The sequence below is a fragment of the uncultured Chloroflexus sp. genome (genome assembly GCF_937951745.1).
GTDB lineage: Bacteria > Chloroflexota > Chloroflexia > Chloroflexales > Chloroflexaceae > Chloroflexus.
The window spans coordinates 42,104-59,222 of record NZ_CALFBQ010000044.1 but is presented as its reverse complement, the minus strand read 5'-3'; the positions used below and the strand labels follow the sequence as shown (position 1 = coordinate 59,222).

The following is a 17,119-nucleotide window of genomic DNA, read 5'->3' as shown; positions in this document are numbered from 1 at the left end:
ATGCGACGGCTAACCGTTCGTTGCCGCTTTCAATCCGGCAGGAGAGGCTATGTACCGTTCACATACCTGTGGTGAGTTGCGCCCCGCTCATGCTGGCCAAGAGGTGACACTGGCCGGCTGGGTGCATCGCCGGCGCGACCACGGCGACCTTATTTTTATTGACCTGCGCGATCGCTACGGTATCACGCAGGTCGTATTTGATAGCGCTAACCCGGCGGCGCATGAAGTAGCCGAGACAGTGCGATCGGAATATGTTATTCAGGTGCGTGGGCGGGTGCGCATTCGCCCTGCCGAAGCTGTCAATCCTGAAATTGCCACCGGCGAGATCGAAGTGTCTGCGATTGAAGCGCATATCCTGAACTCGGCCCGCACGACGCCGATCTATATTGCCAAAGAAGGTGGCGAAGATGAAGCGGTGCGCCTCAAGTATCGCTACCTTGACCTGCGCCGCGAGCGGATGCAGCGTAACTTGATCTTGCGCCATCGCGTGGTCAAGTTTATCCGCGATTTTCTTGATAACGAGGGTTTTCTTGAGATCGAGACCCCGATCTTGATCAAATCAACTCCAGAAGGGGCGCGTGACTATTTAGTACCTTCGCGCTTGCATCCGGGCAAGTTTTATGCCCTGCCGCAAAGCCCGCAGCAACTCAAGCAGTTGCTGATGGTCGCCGGCTACGATAAATATTTCCAGATTGCCCGTTGCTTCCGTGATGAAGATCAGCGCGCCGATCGCCAGCCTGAGTTTACCCAGCTCGATATGGAGATGAGCTTCGTCGATCAGGAAGATGTGCTCGATCTGATCGAGCGGCTCTTTACTGCGCTGTGTCGCACGATAACGCCGCACAAGCATCTGCCGACGCCATTCCGCCGCCTCACCTATGCTGAAGCGATGGAGCGCTACGGTTCCGATAAGCCCGATCTGCGCTACGACCTCGAATTAGTCAATCTGAGCGATCTGCTAGCCGAGACGCCGTTCCAAGTGTTCCGCAGTGCGTTGGTCACCGGCGGTCAGGTGAAAGGGATTCGCGCGCCGGGGTGTGCAACCTTCTCACGCAAGCAGATCGACGAGCTGGCCGAGGTGGCACGCGCTGGCGGTGCGAAAGGGTTGGCATGGGCCGTTCTACCCGCTGATGGTGGCGAAGTCCGCTCAAGCTTTGCCAAAAACCTTGCTCCCGGCGAGTTCGAGGCGATTGCCCAACGTATGGCAGCGCAACCCGGCGATCTGTTGTTGATCGTCGCTGATCAGCCGGCGGTGGTTGCTGCCTCACTCGACAAGCTGCGCCGCAATCTGGCCGAACGGCTGAACCTTGCCGATCCCGACACGCTCTGCTTTGCGTGGGTCATCGATTTTCCGCTGGTAGAATGGAACGAGGACGAGCAGCGCTGGGATGCCGTTCACCATCCCTTTACCGCACCCAAAGACGAAGACCTGCCGCTGTTGGCAACCGATCCGGGCAAAGTGCGGGCTAAGGCTTACGACCTGATCCTCAATGGTTATGAGGCGGGCGGTGGTAGCATCCGTATCCATCGCCGTGATGTGCAGCAACAGATCTTTTCGCTGCTCGGCATCAGTGAGGCACAGGCGCAGGCGCAATTTGGTCACATGCTGGAAGCGTTTGAGTATGGCGCGCCACCCCACGGTGGGATCGCTCCCGGTATCGATCGGCTTGTGATGATCTTGGCTGGCGAGCCGACTATCCGCGAAGTGATGGCCTTCCCCAAGACGCAGCAAGCAGTCGATCTGATGACCAACGCGCCATCGCCGGTTGATGAGCGCCAGTTGAAAGAGCTGCATATCCGGATCGTCGATGAATGACGCTCCGGAGCGCCACCACAGGAAGTGGTCTCTGCCGATCGGCAACTCGGTGGTAGGCGCAAAATCTGCCGGCTACGGTGTCTGGGGAAAAAAGTAGTACTTCTGACCCGGCGACAAGTTCGCTCAAAAAAGCTATACTATAAGATGCACGACGTCCATGCCGCCGCCGCGCCGAGACAGGCGCGGCGTTGCGTTCGCCGGAGCAGGTATGCCCAAGCGCATTTTAATTGTCGATGATGATCCAAACATTCGCCGGTTGGTGGCGTTGGCGCTCACCGATGATACGCCGTATGAAGTGAGCGATGTCTCTTCGGCGGAGGCTGCGCTGTTGCACATTTCGCGCCAGCCAGTCGATCTGTTATTCACCGATCTCCGCATGCCGGGTATGAATGGGATCGAGTTGATCCAGCGGGTGCGCCAGCTCGATCCGAGCACGGCAGTGGTCGTGTTTACCATTAGCCCCGAAGACTTGTCGCCGCAACTCAAAGCCGAATTGCAGATCGACTACGTGTTGACCAAGCCGGCCACTGCCGAACAATTGCGGTTAGCAGCGACCACCTTGCTCGATCCGATCAAGCCGGTGGGATCAAGCCGTCCCGAAGCGCAATCAGCCGAACCGGCCAGCGGCAGCCGGTTTAGTCAGCGGCTGGCCGCCTTGCGTGCTCGCCAGTCGCCGCCAGCGGTGAACTCGGCGGTAGCAATGCGGCTGACGCCCAACCAGCCCGGTCGAAGCGGGCGTAGCTATTCGGAAGCCCAGCTTGAACGCATGCGGCAGGCGTTGAAGGATTTGGCGCTAGCGCCCGATGTGCAGTGTGCGATTTTGGCCGATATGAGCGGGTTGGTGCTCAGCCATTGGAGCCGGCGGCGCGATATTAACGTCACGGTAGTGGCGGCGCTGGCTGCCGGCAACACGCTGGCGCTGGCCGAGATTGGCCGCCATTTGGGCCAGCAGCGTCCCGGCCATTTGGTTATTCACGAGGGCCAAGATCAAAACATCATTATGGCGTCGGTTGATGACCTGATCTTGTTGCTGGCAATTGGCGCTAATGCGTCGCTCGGTTGGGCGCGGATCGCCGCCTTGCGCGCGTGCGAGGAGATGGCTCGGATTGCGCGCAGCGAGTAGCGAACGGCGTTTGACACTACGCCAACCCTTTGCTATACTACGCAAGGCAAAGGGCGGTGCAACCGCTCTGTTTTCATGTTGTCTCGACGCAGTGCGTGCGTCGCCCCAAGGAGAAGAAGACCGTGTATGCGATTATTCGTGACCGTGGTATGCAATACCGTGTCGAGCCGGGCCAAGTCCTGACCATCGACCTGATCAGCGCCGAGCCGGGCAGCCAGATTGAGCTAGGTGAAGTGCTGTTGGTGGGCGACGCGGAGCAGGTAAAGGTTGGCTCGCCGCTGGTCGAGGGTGCTGTGGTGCGGGCAGAGGTATTGGGTGAGCAGAAGGGCGACAAGATTGTCGTGTTCCGCTACCGCAACAAGACGCGCTATCGCCGCCGCACCGGCCATCGCCAGCGCTATACCAAAATTCGCATTAGCGAGATCGTCGCCTAGAGGAGCTTGAACAATGGCACACAAAAAAGGTGTAGGCAGCTCGCGCAACGGGCGCGACAGCAATCCGAAAATGCGCGGTGTCAAGCGCTTCGGCGGCGAGCTGGTTCGGGCCGGCAATATTATCGTGCGCCAGTGCGGCACCAAAATCAAGCCGGGTGAGAATGTCGGCGTTGGCCGCGACTGGACACTCTACGCCCTCGTTGATGGCGTGGTGCAGTTCGGCCACTATTCGCGCACCCAGAAGATGGTCAGCGTGATCCCAGTTGCGTCTGCCGAGTCCGCTGCCAATTAGAGAGGATACGACGGTGAAACAGGGTATTCATCCCAAGTACTATACCGATGGCATCGTCTGCACAACCTGCGGGACGGTGTGGAAGATCGGTTCGACCCGCCCAAATCTGCGGGTGGAGATTTGTGCCAACTGCCATCCGTTTTACACCGGTGAACAGCGTATCGTCGATACCGCCGGCCAAGTTGATCGCTTTATGCGCCGGTTGAATGTCGCTCAAGAGCGGCAGACCGAGCGCGAAGCGCGCCGCGCTGGCCGCCAGCCCGAAAAGAAGAAGAGCCTGCTGAAGGAAATTTACGGCGAAGAGACGGAATAGTTGTTGGTGTCTCGGAAATAGCTGGGGCGACGCGCGCGTCGCCCTCTCTTATTTGTATTTATCTAATATGCGGCGGGCATGGTTGATGACCTCGGCCCGTAGGTCCTCCGGCTCGATCACCTCCACCTCAGTTCCCCAACTCAATACCCAACCTAAGATTTCGCGAATGCCGGCGACGGTCAGGCATAAGTCGCAACTGCCATCGGCATGGTTAAACAATTGTTGGCTGTGGTGCCAGCGAGTCTCGCGGATGCGCGGCGCAGCTTGCGGGCTGAAGCGTAGGTGAATCGTCACTTCAGCCTCGTTCATCACCTCCCACGACCGCGCTAAGTGGGTATACGGGTCAAAGTCCGCTGGAATACTGAACTGCTCGTCGAGCAGCTCGGCATGCTCGATCCGTTCCACTTTGAAGGTGCGCAAGTCATCGCGCAGCCGGTCGTAGCCGATCACGTACACTCCCGGCGTCGTGCGCACCACTTCGAGAAAATAGGGGGCAATGTCGCGTTCGGTGAGCGGACGGTTGGGGGCGCGGTAGCAGATGCGCACCATGCGCCGTTCAGCCCACCCGCGGGTGAGGAGTTCGAGGATGGTGACGTAATGCGGATCCGGCGGGCGCTGGCGCACAATATCGGCCAAGCGGGCAATGTGGCCGGCGATCGTTTGGTCGGGCAGACCCGCAGCGAGCTGGTCGAGCGCTGAAACAATGTGCGGGTTGTGTTCGTCGCTGTGGTGGCTGAGCAACCGCGCAGCGAAAAAGAGCGCGATCGCTTCATTGAGGTTAAGTCGGATGGTGGCGAGGTACTTGCTGCGATCGAGGCCGTATCTGCCGTGGTGCTCCCAAATGGGTACCCCCGCTTCGCTCAGCGTATCGAGATCGCGGTAGATCGTGCGCCGGTTGACGCCGCACAGTTTGGCGAGTTCGATCACGCTGTAGCCGTTGGGTGGTGCATTGTATAGCTTATGCTCAAGGTGGCGCAACCGGGCGGCTTTGCTACGCAACCGGTTTTCGGCGCTGTTCATCATAGGTGTCATAGAGAGAATGGCCGCAAAGCAAGGCTCCTATGACGAGTTGCCTTCTTTGCGGCAGTGATCGGTGGTGCTACAGCACGAAGGAAGCCGCAATCATCCCAATCGTGAGCAGCCCGCCCCAGATTGTGATCCAGATTAGGTCTTGGCGGACATCGGCATACTCGCGGCTGTAATCAGGCGGTTCGACCGACCGGGCGACCGGGCGGCGTACCGGGCTAGAGCGTTGATTGGAACGGCGGCGATTGCTGCGCGAAGAAATCGACATACGGCCATGCTCCTTGCGAAGGTTGTTGTCACCAGTTGTATTATAGCGGAAGTTTGCGCCTGACTTTGAAGGGGTGGGCTGGATGACATAAGCTGCGAGGGAAGTCTTGCTCAACCCGTGCTATGGGATGGGACGCTGGTGTAGAGCGATAGACCCGTGCGAGCTCATCATACGCTTGCGCATCTAGTCCTCTAACGGTACTATACCCAGCGTGGTTAATCAGTTCGTGGTGAGAAGCGCTATGCGGGTAGGGATTTTTGGCGGCGGCCAGTTGGCGCAGATGCTGGTGCAGGCAGCCATTAGTTTAGGCATTGAAATCGTGATCTGCGAGCGGGTGCCAGATAGCCCGGCGGCGCGGTATACCCAGCATGCGGTGGTTGGGCCGTGGGAAGATGAAGCGGTGCTCGCTGCGTTTGCCCGCCAGTGCGATCTGGTGACGTTAGAAAACGAGTTTATCGATGCCGGCTTGCTCGAGCGGGTTGTTGCTTTGGGTACGCCGGTTTGGCCCGCCCCGGCGACGGTTGCCGTGGTGCAAGATAAGTTGTGGCAAAAGGAACGATTGGCAGCAGCAGGGCTGGCGGTGCCGCCGTTCCGGTCGGTCGTTGCGCCAGATGAGGTCTTGGCGGTTGCCAAAGAGTTTGGCTGGCCGCTGGTGCTCAAAGCGCGCCGCAATGGCTATGATGGCTACGGCAATGCCACGCTGCGCGGTCCCGCTGATGTCGCGCCAGCGTGGGAACGGCTTACTCGCGGCGGCAGCCTGTTGTTGGTTGAGGCATGGGTGCCGTTTAGCCGCGAATTGGCGGTGATGGTTGCGCGCCGGCGCGATGGCGCGACGGCGGTGTACCCAGTGGTCGAAACGGTGCAGCAGAATCATATCTGCCATGTGGTCTACGCGCCGGCGCGGGTTGAACCGACGATGGCCACGTTGGCGACTGAACTGGCGGTGGCCGCGATTGAGGCGGTCGAGGGGGTGGGGATTTTTGGCGTCGAGTTGTTTGCGCTGGCCGATGGCCGGGTGCTAATCAATGAGTTGGCCCCCCGCCCGCACAATTCCGGCCACTACACGATTGAAGCCTGCGTCATCTCGCAGTTTGAGCAGCATCTGCGGGCTGTGTTAGGGTGGCCGCTTGGCTCGACCGCGATGCGCGCGCCAGCAGCGGTGATGGTCAATCTGCTCGGCCAGCGCAACGGCCCTATCAATACCAGCGCAATCATCGAGGCGCTGGCGGTTCCCGGTGCGCACATGCACTTTTATGGCAAGCGCGAAGAGCGAGTCGGGCGCAAGATGGGTCATATTACCGCGTTGGCAGATACCTTGGCTGAAGCCGAAACGATTGCTCGTCGCGCCGCTGCGCTGGTGGCGATGCCATCGTGACGAATCGAGACGAGGAAGCGCTATGTCTGATCATCCGCTCGTGGGTATCATTATGGGCAGTGACAGCGACTTGCCAACGATGCAAGGCGCAATCGATGTTTGTCGCGAGTTTGGCGTTCCCTACGAAGCGCGGGTTGTCTCAGCGCACCGCACGCCGCTCGATATGGCCGAATACGGCATCACCGCGCACCAGCGCGGTATCAGGGTCATCATTGCCGGGGCCGGCGGCGCGGCTCATTTGCCCGGCATGATTGCCGCCTATTCGCCGTTGCCGGTGATCGGTGTGCCGGTGCCGAGCAAAGCGCTCAACGGCCTCGACTCGCTGCTCTCGATTGTGCAGATGCCGGCAGGGGTACCGGTTGCCACGGTTGCGATTGGTAATGGTCGCAACGCTGGTTTGCTCGCTGTGCAGATTCTGGCTAGCGCCGATCCGGCTTTGTTGGCGCAAGTGCAAGCTTACAAAGAGCGTATGGCAACCGAATCGCGGGCCAAAAACCGCATCTTTACAGAAGCGTAATCTATGTGGCCGGCAAGACCGGTTGCCTATTCATTCTCATGTGCTATTGTCTGTAACGTTGTCTGTAAGTAGATATGATTGCCGCCAAGCGATAGCACAAGCCGGTTGGCGCAGACCTTCGGCGTTTGTATCAAGATAGCAGTTGCAGCAAGATGCTATCGTTGGTTGCGCGAACGTTATGCAGTGAAAGGGATTGGATCTCCTATGAGACATCTGCTCGTGACTGGCGGGGCCGGTTTTATCGGCAGCAACTTTGTTCACTATATGCTGGGCAAGTATGCCGATTATCGCATCGTCGTCTACGACAAACTGACCTACGCCGGCAATTTGGCTAATCTGGCGCCGGTCGCCAACGATCCGCGCTTTGCGTTTGTGCGCGGTGATATTTGTGATATTGATGCGGTGCGTGAAGCGGTGCGCGCCTATGATATTGATACCATCATCAATTTTGCCGCCGAGACCCACGTTGATCGCTCGATTATGGCCCCTGACGCGGTGGTGCGCACCAATGTCAACGGCACGTGGGCGTTGCTAGAGGTGGCGCGCGAACTAAAACTCGAGCGCTTTCATCAGATCAGCACCGACGAGGTGTACGGCGCGATCCCGGCGCCGCATCGCTCACGCGAGGGTGATCCGCTCGAACCGCGCAGCCCATATTCGGCCAGCAAGGCTGGGGCCGAGCATCTTGTCTATGCGTACTACGTCACGTATGGCGTGCCGGTGACCACCACGCGCGGCTCAAACAATATCGGCCCATACCACTACCCCGAAAAGGCTGTGCCACTCTTTACCACTAATGCCATTGACAATCTCCCCTTGCCGATCTACGGAGACGGATTACAAGTGCGCGATTATCAATACGTGCTTGATCACTGTGAGGCAATCGATATCGTGCTGCACAAAGGCCAACTTGGCGAGGTGTATAACGTTGGCACCGAAGTCGAGACACCGAATATCGAGATGGCGCGCAAGATACTCGATATTCTTGGTAAGCCGTACAGCTTGATCCAGCACGTTGCTGACCGGGCCGGCCATGATCGGCGTTACGCGCTCGATTGCTCGAAACTGCGCGCATTGGGGTGGCGTTCACGCCATACTTTTGATGAAGCGTTGGAAAAGACCGTGCGTTGGTTTGTCGAGAACGAGGCGTGGTGGCGACCAATCAAATCCGGTGAGTACATGGACTATTACCGCCGGCAATACCTCGAACGCGGCGGGTATCCGGCGGCGACGTAAGGTGTGTCACAGCGGGCGTCTATGCCCCCGCCGGCGTAATCACCACCACATAGCCATCGCCGATGCGCCGGAACCGCACGTGGCGCGGGAGGGGCGGCAATTGGCGTAGGCGCAATTCTTGTTCGACGCGGGCCAAAATTTCCGACCAAAGGCCCGCGTCACCTTGATAATAGCGGCGCAGCAATGCACACAATTCGTCATCCGCTGGCCACGTTAGCGCGTCCACGGATCGCCGCCTCTCTGCCGGTGCTGATGAGCTTGTACAATCAGGTCGCAAATCTGTTGCGGATCGTCGCGCACCTGCAAACGGTCGAGATCGGATTGCGCAATCGTACCGCTGGTGAGCAGCGTATGGCGCGCCCAATCGATCATACCTTGCCAAAACTCTGAGCCGTACAGCACAATCGGGAAATCGTGGATTTTGCCCGTTTGGATCAAGGTTAAGGCCTCAAATAGTTCATCGAGCGTGCCGAAGCCGCCGGGAAAGATGACAAAGGCATGGGCATATTTGACGAACATGATTTTGCGGATGAAGAAGTAGCGAAACCGCACTTCAAGATCAACGAAGGGATTAGCGCCTGCTTCAAATGGTAATTCAATCGTACAGCCAACCGAGCGCCCGCCACCGGCGCGCGCGCCTTTGTTAGCCGCTTCCATCAGGCCGGGGCCGCCGCCGGTGATGATGGTAAAGCCGGCCTGCGCGAGTAAGCGGGCCGTTTCACTCGCTGCCAAATAGATGGGTGAGGTTGGTGGAATACGGGCCGAACCAAAGATCGAGACGGCGGGGCCAAGCCCGGCCATATTCTCGAATCCTTCCACAAATTCACCCATAATCCGCAACACGCGCCACGTGTCGGTATGGGTAAAATCGTGCGGGTGACGGTACGGATCGGTGCGCAGCAGGCGTTCGTCTTCTGTCTGGCGTGACATATATGGTATACTCCGCAAGCTAACGGTAGCCGAGAAAGGCGACCGCAAGAGCGAAACGGCAAGGGTGAATGATGATTCCCCTTACCGATGGCGTATGTACAGTGTACCCTACTTAGCCTAGCATATGATCATTTCAGGAGGAGTAATGACCCGTCCGAGCGATGGCGGCCGTATCGAGGTTATTTGCGGCTGCATGTACAGTGGCAAGACCGAAGAGCTGATCCGGCGGATGCGGCAAGTGCGGATTGCCCGCCAGTCGTACCGGATCTTTACGCCGCGGATGGATACGCGCTATGCCGAGGGGCAGGTAGCTAGCCATAGCGGCAGCCGGCTAGAGGCGATTACAGTGGCAACAATGCGTGAGATTTTGGCCTATGCCCAAGATGTGCATGTCGTGGCGATTGATGAATTGCATCTGTTTGATGACGATCCGGCCGAGATGGTGCGTGGCTGCCAATGGCTCGCCGACCGTGGCGCGCGGGTGATTGTGGCCGGCCTCGATCTCAATTACCGCGCCGAGCCGTTTCCAGCGATGATGCACTTACTGGCCATGGCCGAGCAAGTTGATAAACTGTACGCGATCTGCGTTAAGTGCGGCGCGTATGCGACGCGCTCACAGCGTTTGATCGACGGCAAACCTGCCCCGGCCAATGCGCCAACAATTGTTGTGGGCGGTCTTGATATGTACGAGGCACGCTGCCGCGCTTGCTACGAGCCGGCGGTATAGAGACGGGGTAGGTGTAGGGGCAGGTTTGACACCCGCCCCTCGCTATCCGATCAGCTCAATCCCAGCTTGCGCTTCAGCTCAGCCAGTTCGCTATCAACCTCGGTCTCCTTCTCAAGGTTGCGAAAACGAGCCTCAAGCGAGTCACCTTCGAGCTTTGCCATTGCCTCAGCCCGGGCCAAGCGGTCATCAACCTTCTCTTCCAGTTGATCAAGCTTATCAAGTGCGCTGACACGACCAATCGAATTGGCGGTGCGTTGAATTGCTTCTTGGGTTTGGGCACGGTTTTTCTTGGCGATGATCAGCTCTTTGCGTGCCTTCACCTCAGCGATCCGCGTTTCGAGATCGATCAACGCTTGCTGTAAGGCCTCTACCTGCTCTTCCTGAGCCTTCTCTTGGGCACGGTACTGCTCGGCCAGCTTCTGAGCCTGCACCTTGCGGGCAAGCGCCGCCTTGGCCAGCGCCTCATCACCGGCGCGCAACGCTCGCTCGGCCTTGATCTGCCATTGCTCGGCCTCACCTTCGGCAGCAATACGGCGTTGTTCAAGCCGAGTCTCATCGGCCATAGCTTGGGCGACACCGGTACGAGCCTCATACAGCTCATTAGTCAGTTGGCGCAAGTATTCATTCGCCATCTTCTCCGGGTCCTCCGCTTTGTCTAGCATGGCGTTGATGTTGGCGCTGATCAGATCCTTGATACGACCGAGAATGGACATGGATGCTCCTCCTTTGGATGTTCGGACAGATGACCAAGGCTGCGGACTTGCTGCAACGGAAACACTGTTTACATCATAGCATGTCGATCCGTCATCCACAACCGTTGATCTGTACGTGTGGAGAGGTCAAGAAGTTGCATGAATACTGCATCAGCGCATGCGGATGTGCCAAAGAGACAACTATTTGTTTGTCTCTACGCCTGTTCACAGTGGCCGGCGGGCCGGTATGCCAATCGCGCGCGGAAAACGGTCAGGAGTGGGGGCGATTTTGGTCACAATCACAAGACTGCGGCGCTCTTCACCGGGAATATCTACCGGCTGACAGAGACTTATTTCGCCGCCGAGCAGGGCCAGTGCGTTGCGCGCCGCGACAATTTCGGCCTCGGGATCGCGGCCTTTGGGCGCAAGCAATCTCCCGCCAATCCGCAACAGCGGCAAGGCGTATTCCACCAGTACCCGCAGCTCGGCGACAGCGCGGGCCGTCACCACGTCGTACTGATCGCGTTCGGCGGGATCGCGTCCTACTGTTTCGATCCGTTCATTCAGCACGCGCGCGCCGTCCAGTTCGAGACAATCAATCATGTGGTGCAAGAACTCAGCCTTCTTGCCGGTAGCTTCGACTAACGTGACTGGCAGTTCTGGATAGAGAATTTTGATCGGCAGCGCCGGGAAGCCGGCCCCGCTGCCAATGTCGAGCAGGTTGGCCGGTTGTGATTGCCAATCACGGGCCAGCCACAGCGAATCGAGCAGGTGGCGGCGCACCATAGCGATGCGGTCACGCACTGCGGTGAGATTAAAGCGGTCGTTCCAGACGATCAGTTCGTCGAGATAGCGATGAAATTGGGCGATTTGACGCTCATTGAGCGCAAGCTTCCACGCGGCGGCGGTCTCGCTCAAGAGGCGCTCGGCATCGTCGGCCATGGGGCGTTATTCCTCAATTTGATATAACCGGTGATGATTCACATAAGCCAGTACAGCATCAGGCAACTGGTAGCGTACCGGGCGACCGGTGGCGAGGCGCTGGCGCAGATCAGTGCTGGAAATAGCGAGTTGTGGCCCGGCAAGGACAATCATACGATCACGTACTGCCGGCACTGCTGCAACGAGCGATTCGTGGTCAAACGTATAATTGGGACGCTCGACCACGACGAGGTGAGCGAGGTGTGCGATCTGGTCAGGTTCGCGCCAGCGCGGCAAATCGGTGGCGGCATCAGCGCCGATAATCAGAAACAGCTCAACCTCTGGGCCGTACCGTTCCCGGCATACACGCAACGTATCAATCGTATACGAGGGCGGCGGACGATCAAGTTCGAGCGACGATGGGACCAGTGCGTCGTTGCCGGCGCACGCTAACCGCACCATCTCCAGCCGGTGATGAGCAGCAGCGAGATGGCTTTCCTTCAGCGGTTGAGCTGCGGCAGGAACAATGAGCACCTGATCGAGTCGGCAAAACCAGCGCGCCTCTTCGACAATGGCTAAATGACCGAAATGGATCGGATCGAACGTACCTCCATAAATCCCCAACCGGCGAACCGTAGTCATGATGAAGGCGGGTTACTCTTCGTCCAGCTCATGCGCTTCTTGGAACAGATGCCACACCAGCCAGACAACATCATTCTGGTCATCAGGATGGAGGTCTTCGATATACGGCCAAATCAACTCAGCTACATCGGCACGCGGCAACAGAAACACGCGCTCGCCGAGCGCATAATGCAACTGGATCGCCAGCTCATCGGCTAGCTCTTGCAAGTCGCGTTCGGGTAGGCGGTCATCGGTGGTGAAACGGTAGCCGCGCATAGTCCCACCTAACTAGCGTTGTCGCAATGCGCGTGTACGCCGGTCATCTTCGTAGTACTCCTCATCTTCGCGAGTCGAAAGTTGGCGGGTTGCCGCTTCGTGCTGGCCAGTGGTAGATGAGCGGCGAGGCAGCAGGGAATTTTCGGTCAGCGTTTCGGCGACAAAATCGAGGTACTTCTGGATATCCTCATTGTCTTCAAGGCTATTGAACGGAACAGTTGCCCCGCTCACGGTCTTGACGCTCTCGCCAATATCGCGCAGGGTTGCGTCAATGCCTTTGACCAATCCACGCATCACGGCGGCCAATTCCTCACGCTCTTGCACGGTCAGATTCGCAAACCCGATCAACGCCTTCTCTTGCGCACGCAGGAGCGTCGCGCGCAGAATGGCAATATCAGCCTGTGTTTGCAGTTCGTAGCGACGCACCAGATGGGCTTGGCGCACTTGCTCAACCAGCTCCTCAGAGGTCACCGGAGTCCACAAGAGCGCAGGAATAATGATAAAGCCGATAATGCCAATCAATACCTGTTGGACGACTAACCCTGTACTTTGGACAACCGGCTGCGACGCCCACCATGTCCATTGAATTTCAAACGAATAATAGACAAGGTAGAGCGCGGCGATCATGACCGCGACATAGCCCCACGTCTTTGCGTTGATTTTTTGCAAGAGCATCCCACCCGGCGACCATGGGATGAGGAACGACATGAGGCTCGGTGGCGCTAACACCAGAATTGCGGTGTATGCCGCAGCAATAATCCAATTGCCGGTTAATTGACTCTGGACACCCCACCAATAGACCGCAGAGCCAATCATAGCGATGAACGCGAGGATGGCAAGCAACGATTTTGAGGTGAATTGCCAGCCGCCTCGGCGGCGTTGTCCACGCACCATTTCAAGATAGCGACTGCTCACGGCGGTTCCTTCTTCCTTGCTAAACTATAGCTGTAGAACTATCAAAAGTGACCAAACCGAAAAGATTATACAACCATTTCCTAACCAGTTCGTAACCCGGTAACTGCGAAACCGTCAGCCTTTGGCTTGCACATCAGGCGTTAAAAAGACGAACGTCTCAATCCATTCATCATATCCTGCGGTGCGAATACGTTCGATTAACGCAGGAGAGAGGGAGGAAAGTCCATAAGAATGGTTGATATGGTATGGTACTTCAAGAGATAGCTGATTATTTTCGCGGAAGGTGAATGTGGCTTGTGCCATAAATTCACCATTTATGATACCGATTAATACTGATTGTTGATTAACTGGATCGTACCAGTACAATTCACTGCGTTTCGTTGTATATAAACGTGGTTCGGCAAAGATTTGGCGATTGAGCTGTTGCAATCGCCAACGTTCTTCGCTCGATAATGCCGGCAACGTTGGTAAGACGAGGGTTGGCGCTGGCACTAAGGTGGGTGTGGGCGGCGCTGTGGTGACTGGTGGCGGTGTTGCAACAATAATCGCTGCGGTCGCAGTCATTGTGCTTGCAGGCACAGCAGCTTCCTGCGCCGGCACAAGATTTGTCGGCCCTATCGTGGCGCGCAAGGTTTGCGCTAGTGGTGGCAAGGTAGCCGGCAATGGCCCGTTCACGTCCATTGTTGTCGGTAATGTTGACAGACAACCACTGAGCGCGACGACCACGCCGGCCAGAAAGATCCAGCGATAGCGGTGGCTCATCGCTTAAGACCGTACACTTTCTATGAGGAACACAAAATGTCGGCATTGAAGCAGATGCCGTACCCTCCATGATAATACTATCTTTGCATAAAGTCAAGAAGAAATATATTACGTGAATGGAGCAGGATGAACCGAATATCGCGCTACAGGAGTTATCTGTTTAAGGGTTCAGGTTCTACGATGGCTGCAATGATAGTTCATTGTTACAATGTAATGGTTTTATGGCGTTGATAGACGCAAATACGCCAATACCTCATCAACCGCAACCACGTCACCGTATTTGCCATCGATATCAAATAAATTGGCAAAGTGCGGTTCAGGGGCGCGGTCGCCAACGCATTCGCGGGGCACGATCACCCGAAAGCCGTGTTGCATGCCATCAACGGCACTAGCCCGGATGCAGCCGCTGGTTGAGCAGCCAATCATAATGATGGTATCGACCCGCAGTGCAGTGAGCGTGGCAGCGAGATGGGTGCCGAAAAAGGCGCTGGCATATTTCTTTTCGATGACGAGTTCATTCCCTTGCGGATGGAGTTCGTCAACAATTGCAATGAGCGGCGAGTCGTGGGTAAGTTGGCGTAGCGCCGGTACCTTTTGGACGAAGATACCACCGTCACGGCCATCGGGTGCGTAAGCGACGGTGGTGTAGATGATCGGGATGCCGGCAACACGGGCTGCGGCTAACACCGGCTGACTGGCGCGCACCGCATCCGGTACGCCGGGAGCAGCGTATAGCGGCGAGCCGGGGGTGGTGTAGGCTTTGATGAAGTCGATCACCAGCAGCGCCGGTCGTTCGCCAAAGCCAACCCGCCCAGCTAACCCGTGTTGACGGTAGTCATCGGCAAGGTGGTCAAACGGTGTCATCACACTATAATCCTCAGAATGGTTGGGACGACGCATGCGTCGCCCCAACTCTACCTTAATCTGCCGTCACTTCGCGTTGAGCGGCAACTTGCGCCATGCGTTCGCGACGGGCGGCGCGAGCCATCGCCCACCGCACCGGTTGCGGTTTGCGCGGCGCAGGCAAGCCGGTCTCGGCTTCGGCGTTCGCCAGTAGCTCTTCGAGCGGTGGGCCAAAGTCGAAACCTTTGATCTCGCCGCGCGCGGCGGCCAGCTCGGCACGTTTGGCTTCGGTGGCGGCAACATCGATCTCTAGCGTATCGGTCAGGACAACACCGTAGTCGTTCAGCGCCTTTTCCCGGCTGACTAGTCCGTAGCGCACATCGCGCTGCACCGCTTCAGCGGGTCGAGTGAGCGGGTCTTTCCAACCACCGCCGCCGGCAGTGCGGTAAATCAGTTGATCACCCGGTTCGACGGCGATTTGGTCACATTTGCTCGGCAGCACCTGCCGGCTGCCATCGGTGCGCACCAGCAACTTGCTCGACCGGCTGCCCGGTTTGCCGCCGACGTTGCCCCACGGCGGCGTCAGCCAGCGGTCGTCGTGGATCGAGATTTCGCCCGGTTCGAGGAAGGTGTAGACCTTCTCGATGCCGTTGCCGCCGCGGTGGAAACCGGCGCCACCCGAATCTATGATGCTGGTGTAACGCTCGATCCGGATCGGGTAGTAGCTCTCAAGGTATTCGGTGGGGATGTTAGTAAACAGCGGCCACCACGAATGCCCATCCATTCCATCACCAATCGGACGACCGGGAATCCCGCCGTAGTTGATTTCCATCAGATAGAAGAACTCGCCGTCTTTGTCGTAGCCGGAATAGAGCAGGTAAGGCGAAGTACCATAACCGGCGGCGGTGGTAAACTCTGGTGCGCGTTTGGCCAACGCTCCGCCGAGCACGTCGAACAAGCGGGTGAGGGCATGGGTGCGGCATCCTAGCGCCGCCGGAAATTCGGGTTGGATGAGGCTGCCTTTGGGCATAGTGACGTGCAGCAGCGGATAGAAGCCGTCGTTGAACAGGATTTGCGGGTCGAAGACCATGATTAGGTAGACGCCGATGAACATCTTGAACATCGACTCATTGAGGTAGAAGTTGATCGGCCCCATCGCTTGCGGATCGGTGCCCGTCCAATCAAAGTAGGCTTCGTGGCCTTGCCGCCAGATGGTCAACTTCATCTTGAACGGCCCGTTGCCCAGCCCATCGTCATCGACATAATCCTCAAACGACTGCGGCTCTTCAGGCAAATTGCGCATGATCAGCTCTTTCATCGCCCGATAAGTGCGGTCGAGCAAGGCTTGGGTGGCAGCCAGATAGACATCTTTGCCGAAGCGGTCACACAGCTCGATCACCCGCTTTTCGGCAGTGCGGCAACTGGCGATGATTGCCATCAGGTCGGCGCGGTTCATTTCGGGTTGGCGGACGTTGTTCAGCATAATGTCGAGTACGGCCCGGTTGAGCTTGCCACGTTCGTAGATTTTGACCGGCGGCAGCCGCAACCCTTCACCGAAGATGGTGGTGGCGTTGGTGGGCAGCGAGCCGGGTAGCGGCCCGCCGACATCTTGGGCATGACCAAACATGCTCGCCCAGCCGATCAGCTCACGATTCTCCCCTTCGCCGTAAAAGATCGGCAACATTACCAGCAAGTCGTTAATGTGGCTGATCGCGCCGCCGCAGAGGTAGGGATCCGAGAGCAAAATGACATCGCCGGGTTCGATTGTCTGATCCCAGTTATCGAGCAGACCGGCGATATACGAACCGAACTGGCCGACGATCATCCGCCCATGCGGGTCGGTAATCATCGGAAACTGGTCGTGCTGCTCGCGAATAACCGGACTCATCGCCGTGCGGTAGAGCACCGCGTCCATCTCATAGCGGGTATTCTTGAGCGCGTTTTCGATAATATCGAGCGTGATCGGATCGATCTCGATCTGAGGGATCGACGCGATTTTGAGATTGGTCGCCATAGCTGTTCCTCGTTTTTC

The 17,119-nt window shown here is 57.7% G+C and carries 21 protein-coding genes; 9 read left to right on the top strand and 12 right to left on the bottom strand.

Annotated elements, in window-relative coordinates; all coding sequences use genetic code 11:
- Positions 1-49: 49 nt before the first annotated feature.
- From aspS to rpmE, 5 genes are all read left to right on the top strand, one after another.
- Complete coding sequence (gene aspS / locus Q1A59_RS10965; protein WP_298403257.1) at positions 50-1,816, top strand: aspartate--tRNA ligase; 1,767 nt, start codon at positions 50-52, stop codon at positions 1,814-1,816.
- 208 nt (positions 1,817-2,024) lie between these two features.
- Positions 2,025-2,939 (top strand): response regulator, encoded by a 915-nt coding sequence (locus tag Q1A59_RS10960; RefSeq protein WP_298403255.1) that lies wholly within the window; start codon positions 2,025-2,027, stop codon positions 2,937-2,939.
- Between the two features lie 122 nt (positions 2,940-3,061).
- Entirely contained in the window at positions 3,062-3,373 is a 312-nt protein-coding gene (gene rplU, locus Q1A59_RS10955; RefSeq protein WP_012258181.1) for a 50S ribosomal protein L21, read from the top strand.
- Between the two features lie 13 nt (positions 3,374-3,386).
- On the top strand, positions 3,387-3,665 hold the full coding sequence (gene rpmA, locus Q1A59_RS10950; RefSeq protein WP_298403240.1) for a 50S ribosomal protein L27: 279 nt from the start codon (positions 3,387-3,389) through the stop codon (positions 3,663-3,665).
- A gap of 13 nt (positions 3,666-3,678) precedes the next feature.
- Positions 3,679-3,978: a 50S ribosomal protein L31 gene (gene rpmE / locus Q1A59_RS10945; RefSeq protein ID WP_366144819.1), complete on the top strand. Its 300-nt coding sequence runs from the start codon at positions 3,679-3,681 to the stop codon at positions 3,976-3,978.
- A gap of 48 nt (positions 3,979-4,026) precedes the next feature.
- Here the strand turns inward: rpmE and Q1A59_RS10940 are convergent, their stop codons facing one another.
- Both Q1A59_RS10940 and Q1A59_RS10935 read right to left on the bottom strand, forming a co-directional pair.
- A complete protein-coding gene (locus Q1A59_RS10940) occupies positions 4,027-5,001 on the bottom strand; it encodes a YafY family protein (RefSeq protein WP_298482421.1) in 975 nt (324 codons plus the stop codon).
- Between the two features lie 76 nt (positions 5,002-5,077).
- Positions 5,078-5,272, bottom strand: a complete 195-nt coding sequence (locus tag Q1A59_RS10935; protein WP_298403235.1) for a hypothetical protein — start codon at positions 5,270-5,272, stop codon at positions 5,078-5,080.
- 241 nt (positions 5,273-5,513) lie between these two features.
- Between Q1A59_RS10935 and Q1A59_RS10930 the strand changes: the two genes are divergently transcribed.
- The 3 genes from Q1A59_RS10930 (at position 5,514) to rfbB (ending at position 8,400) form a co-directional block, all read left to right on the top strand.
- The gene (locus Q1A59_RS10930; protein ID WP_298403233.1) at positions 5,514-6,647 is read left to right on the top strand and encodes a 5-(carboxyamino)imidazole ribonucleotide synthase; all 1,134 of its coding nucleotides are present in this window, start codon (positions 5,514-5,516) and stop codon (positions 6,645-6,647) included.
- Between the two features lie 22 nt (positions 6,648-6,669).
- The gene (gene purE, locus Q1A59_RS10925) at positions 6,670-7,164 is read left to right on the top strand and encodes a 5-(carboxyamino)imidazole ribonucleotide mutase (RefSeq protein ID WP_298403230.1); all 495 of its coding nucleotides are present in this window, start codon (positions 6,670-6,672) and stop codon (positions 7,162-7,164) included.
- A 204-nt stretch (positions 7,165-7,368) separates the two neighbouring features.
- Entirely contained in the window at positions 7,369-8,400 is a 1,032-nt protein-coding gene (gene rfbB / locus Q1A59_RS10920; RefSeq protein ID WP_298403227.1) for a dTDP-glucose 4,6-dehydratase, read from the top strand.
- 19 nt (positions 8,401-8,419) lie between these two features.
- On the opposite strand, the gene Q1A59_RS10915 is transcribed toward rfbB, so the two are convergent.
- Entirely contained in the window at positions 8,420-8,626 is a 207-nt protein-coding gene (locus Q1A59_RS10915; RefSeq protein WP_298403225.1) for a hypothetical protein, read from the bottom strand.
- Positions 8,614-9,330, bottom strand: coding sequence for a TIGR00730 family Rossman fold protein (locus tag Q1A59_RS10910; RefSeq protein WP_298403222.1), 717 nt, complete (start codon positions 9,328-9,330; stop codon positions 8,614-8,616). The genes Q1A59_RS10915 and Q1A59_RS10910 overlap by 13 nt, the downstream gene beginning before the upstream one ends.
- A gap of 145 nt (positions 9,331-9,475) precedes the next feature.
- Between Q1A59_RS10910 and Q1A59_RS10905 the strand changes: the two genes are divergently transcribed.
- Positions 9,476-10,057 carry a thymidine kinase gene (locus tag Q1A59_RS10905; RefSeq protein WP_298403219.1) on the top strand — a complete coding sequence of 194 codons (582 nt, stop codon included), beginning with the start codon at positions 9,476-9,478 and terminating at the stop codon, positions 10,055-10,057.
- Between the two features lie 50 nt (positions 10,058-10,107).
- Here Q1A59_RS10905 and Q1A59_RS10900 read toward each other — a convergent pair whose 3' ends face one another.
- The 8 genes from Q1A59_RS10900 to Q1A59_RS10865 all read right to left on the bottom strand — a co-directional run bounded on the left by Q1A59_RS10900 (position 10,108) and on the right by Q1A59_RS10865 (position 17,101).
- Entirely contained in the window at positions 10,108-10,770 is a 663-nt protein-coding gene (locus tag Q1A59_RS10900) for a PspA/IM30 family protein (protein ID WP_298403216.1), read from the bottom strand.
- Positions 10,771-10,974: 204 nt separating this feature from the next.
- On the bottom strand, positions 10,975-11,691 hold the full coding sequence (rsmG, locus tag Q1A59_RS10895) for a 16S rRNA (guanine(527)-N(7))-methyltransferase RsmG (protein WP_298403213.1): 717 nt from the start codon (positions 11,689-11,691) through the stop codon (positions 10,975-10,977).
- 6 nt (positions 11,692-11,697) lie between these two features.
- Positions 11,698-12,312 carry a nicotinate-nucleotide adenylyltransferase gene (nadD, locus tag Q1A59_RS10890; RefSeq protein ID WP_298403210.1) on the bottom strand — a complete coding sequence of 205 codons (615 nt, stop codon included), beginning with the start codon at positions 12,310-12,312 and terminating at the stop codon, positions 11,698-11,700.
- A 12-nt stretch (positions 12,313-12,324) separates the two neighbouring features.
- Positions 12,325-12,567, bottom strand: coding sequence for a hypothetical protein (locus Q1A59_RS10885; RefSeq protein ID WP_298403207.1), 243 nt, complete (start codon positions 12,565-12,567; stop codon positions 12,325-12,327).
- A 12-nt stretch (positions 12,568-12,579) separates the two neighbouring features.
- Positions 12,580-13,482, bottom strand: coding sequence for a hypothetical protein (locus Q1A59_RS10880; RefSeq protein WP_298403204.1), 903 nt, complete (start codon positions 13,480-13,482; stop codon positions 12,580-12,582).
- Positions 13,483-13,596: 114 nt separating this feature from the next.
- Positions 13,597-14,244, bottom strand: a complete 648-nt coding sequence (locus tag Q1A59_RS10875) for a hypothetical protein (protein ID WP_298403201.1) — start codon at positions 14,242-14,244, stop codon at positions 13,597-13,599.
- A 219-nt stretch (positions 14,245-14,463) separates the two neighbouring features.
- Positions 14,464-15,108 (bottom strand): N-carbamoylsarcosine amidohydrolase, encoded by a 645-nt coding sequence (locus Q1A59_RS10870; RefSeq protein ID WP_298403319.1) that lies wholly within the window; start codon positions 15,106-15,108, stop codon positions 14,464-14,466.
- 55 nt (positions 15,109-15,163) lie between these two features.
- Positions 15,164-17,101, bottom strand: coding sequence for a hydantoinase B/oxoprolinase family protein (locus tag Q1A59_RS10865; RefSeq protein ID WP_298403198.1), 1,938 nt, complete (start codon positions 17,099-17,101; stop codon positions 15,164-15,166).
- Between the last annotated feature and the right edge of the window lie 18 nt (positions 17,102-17,119).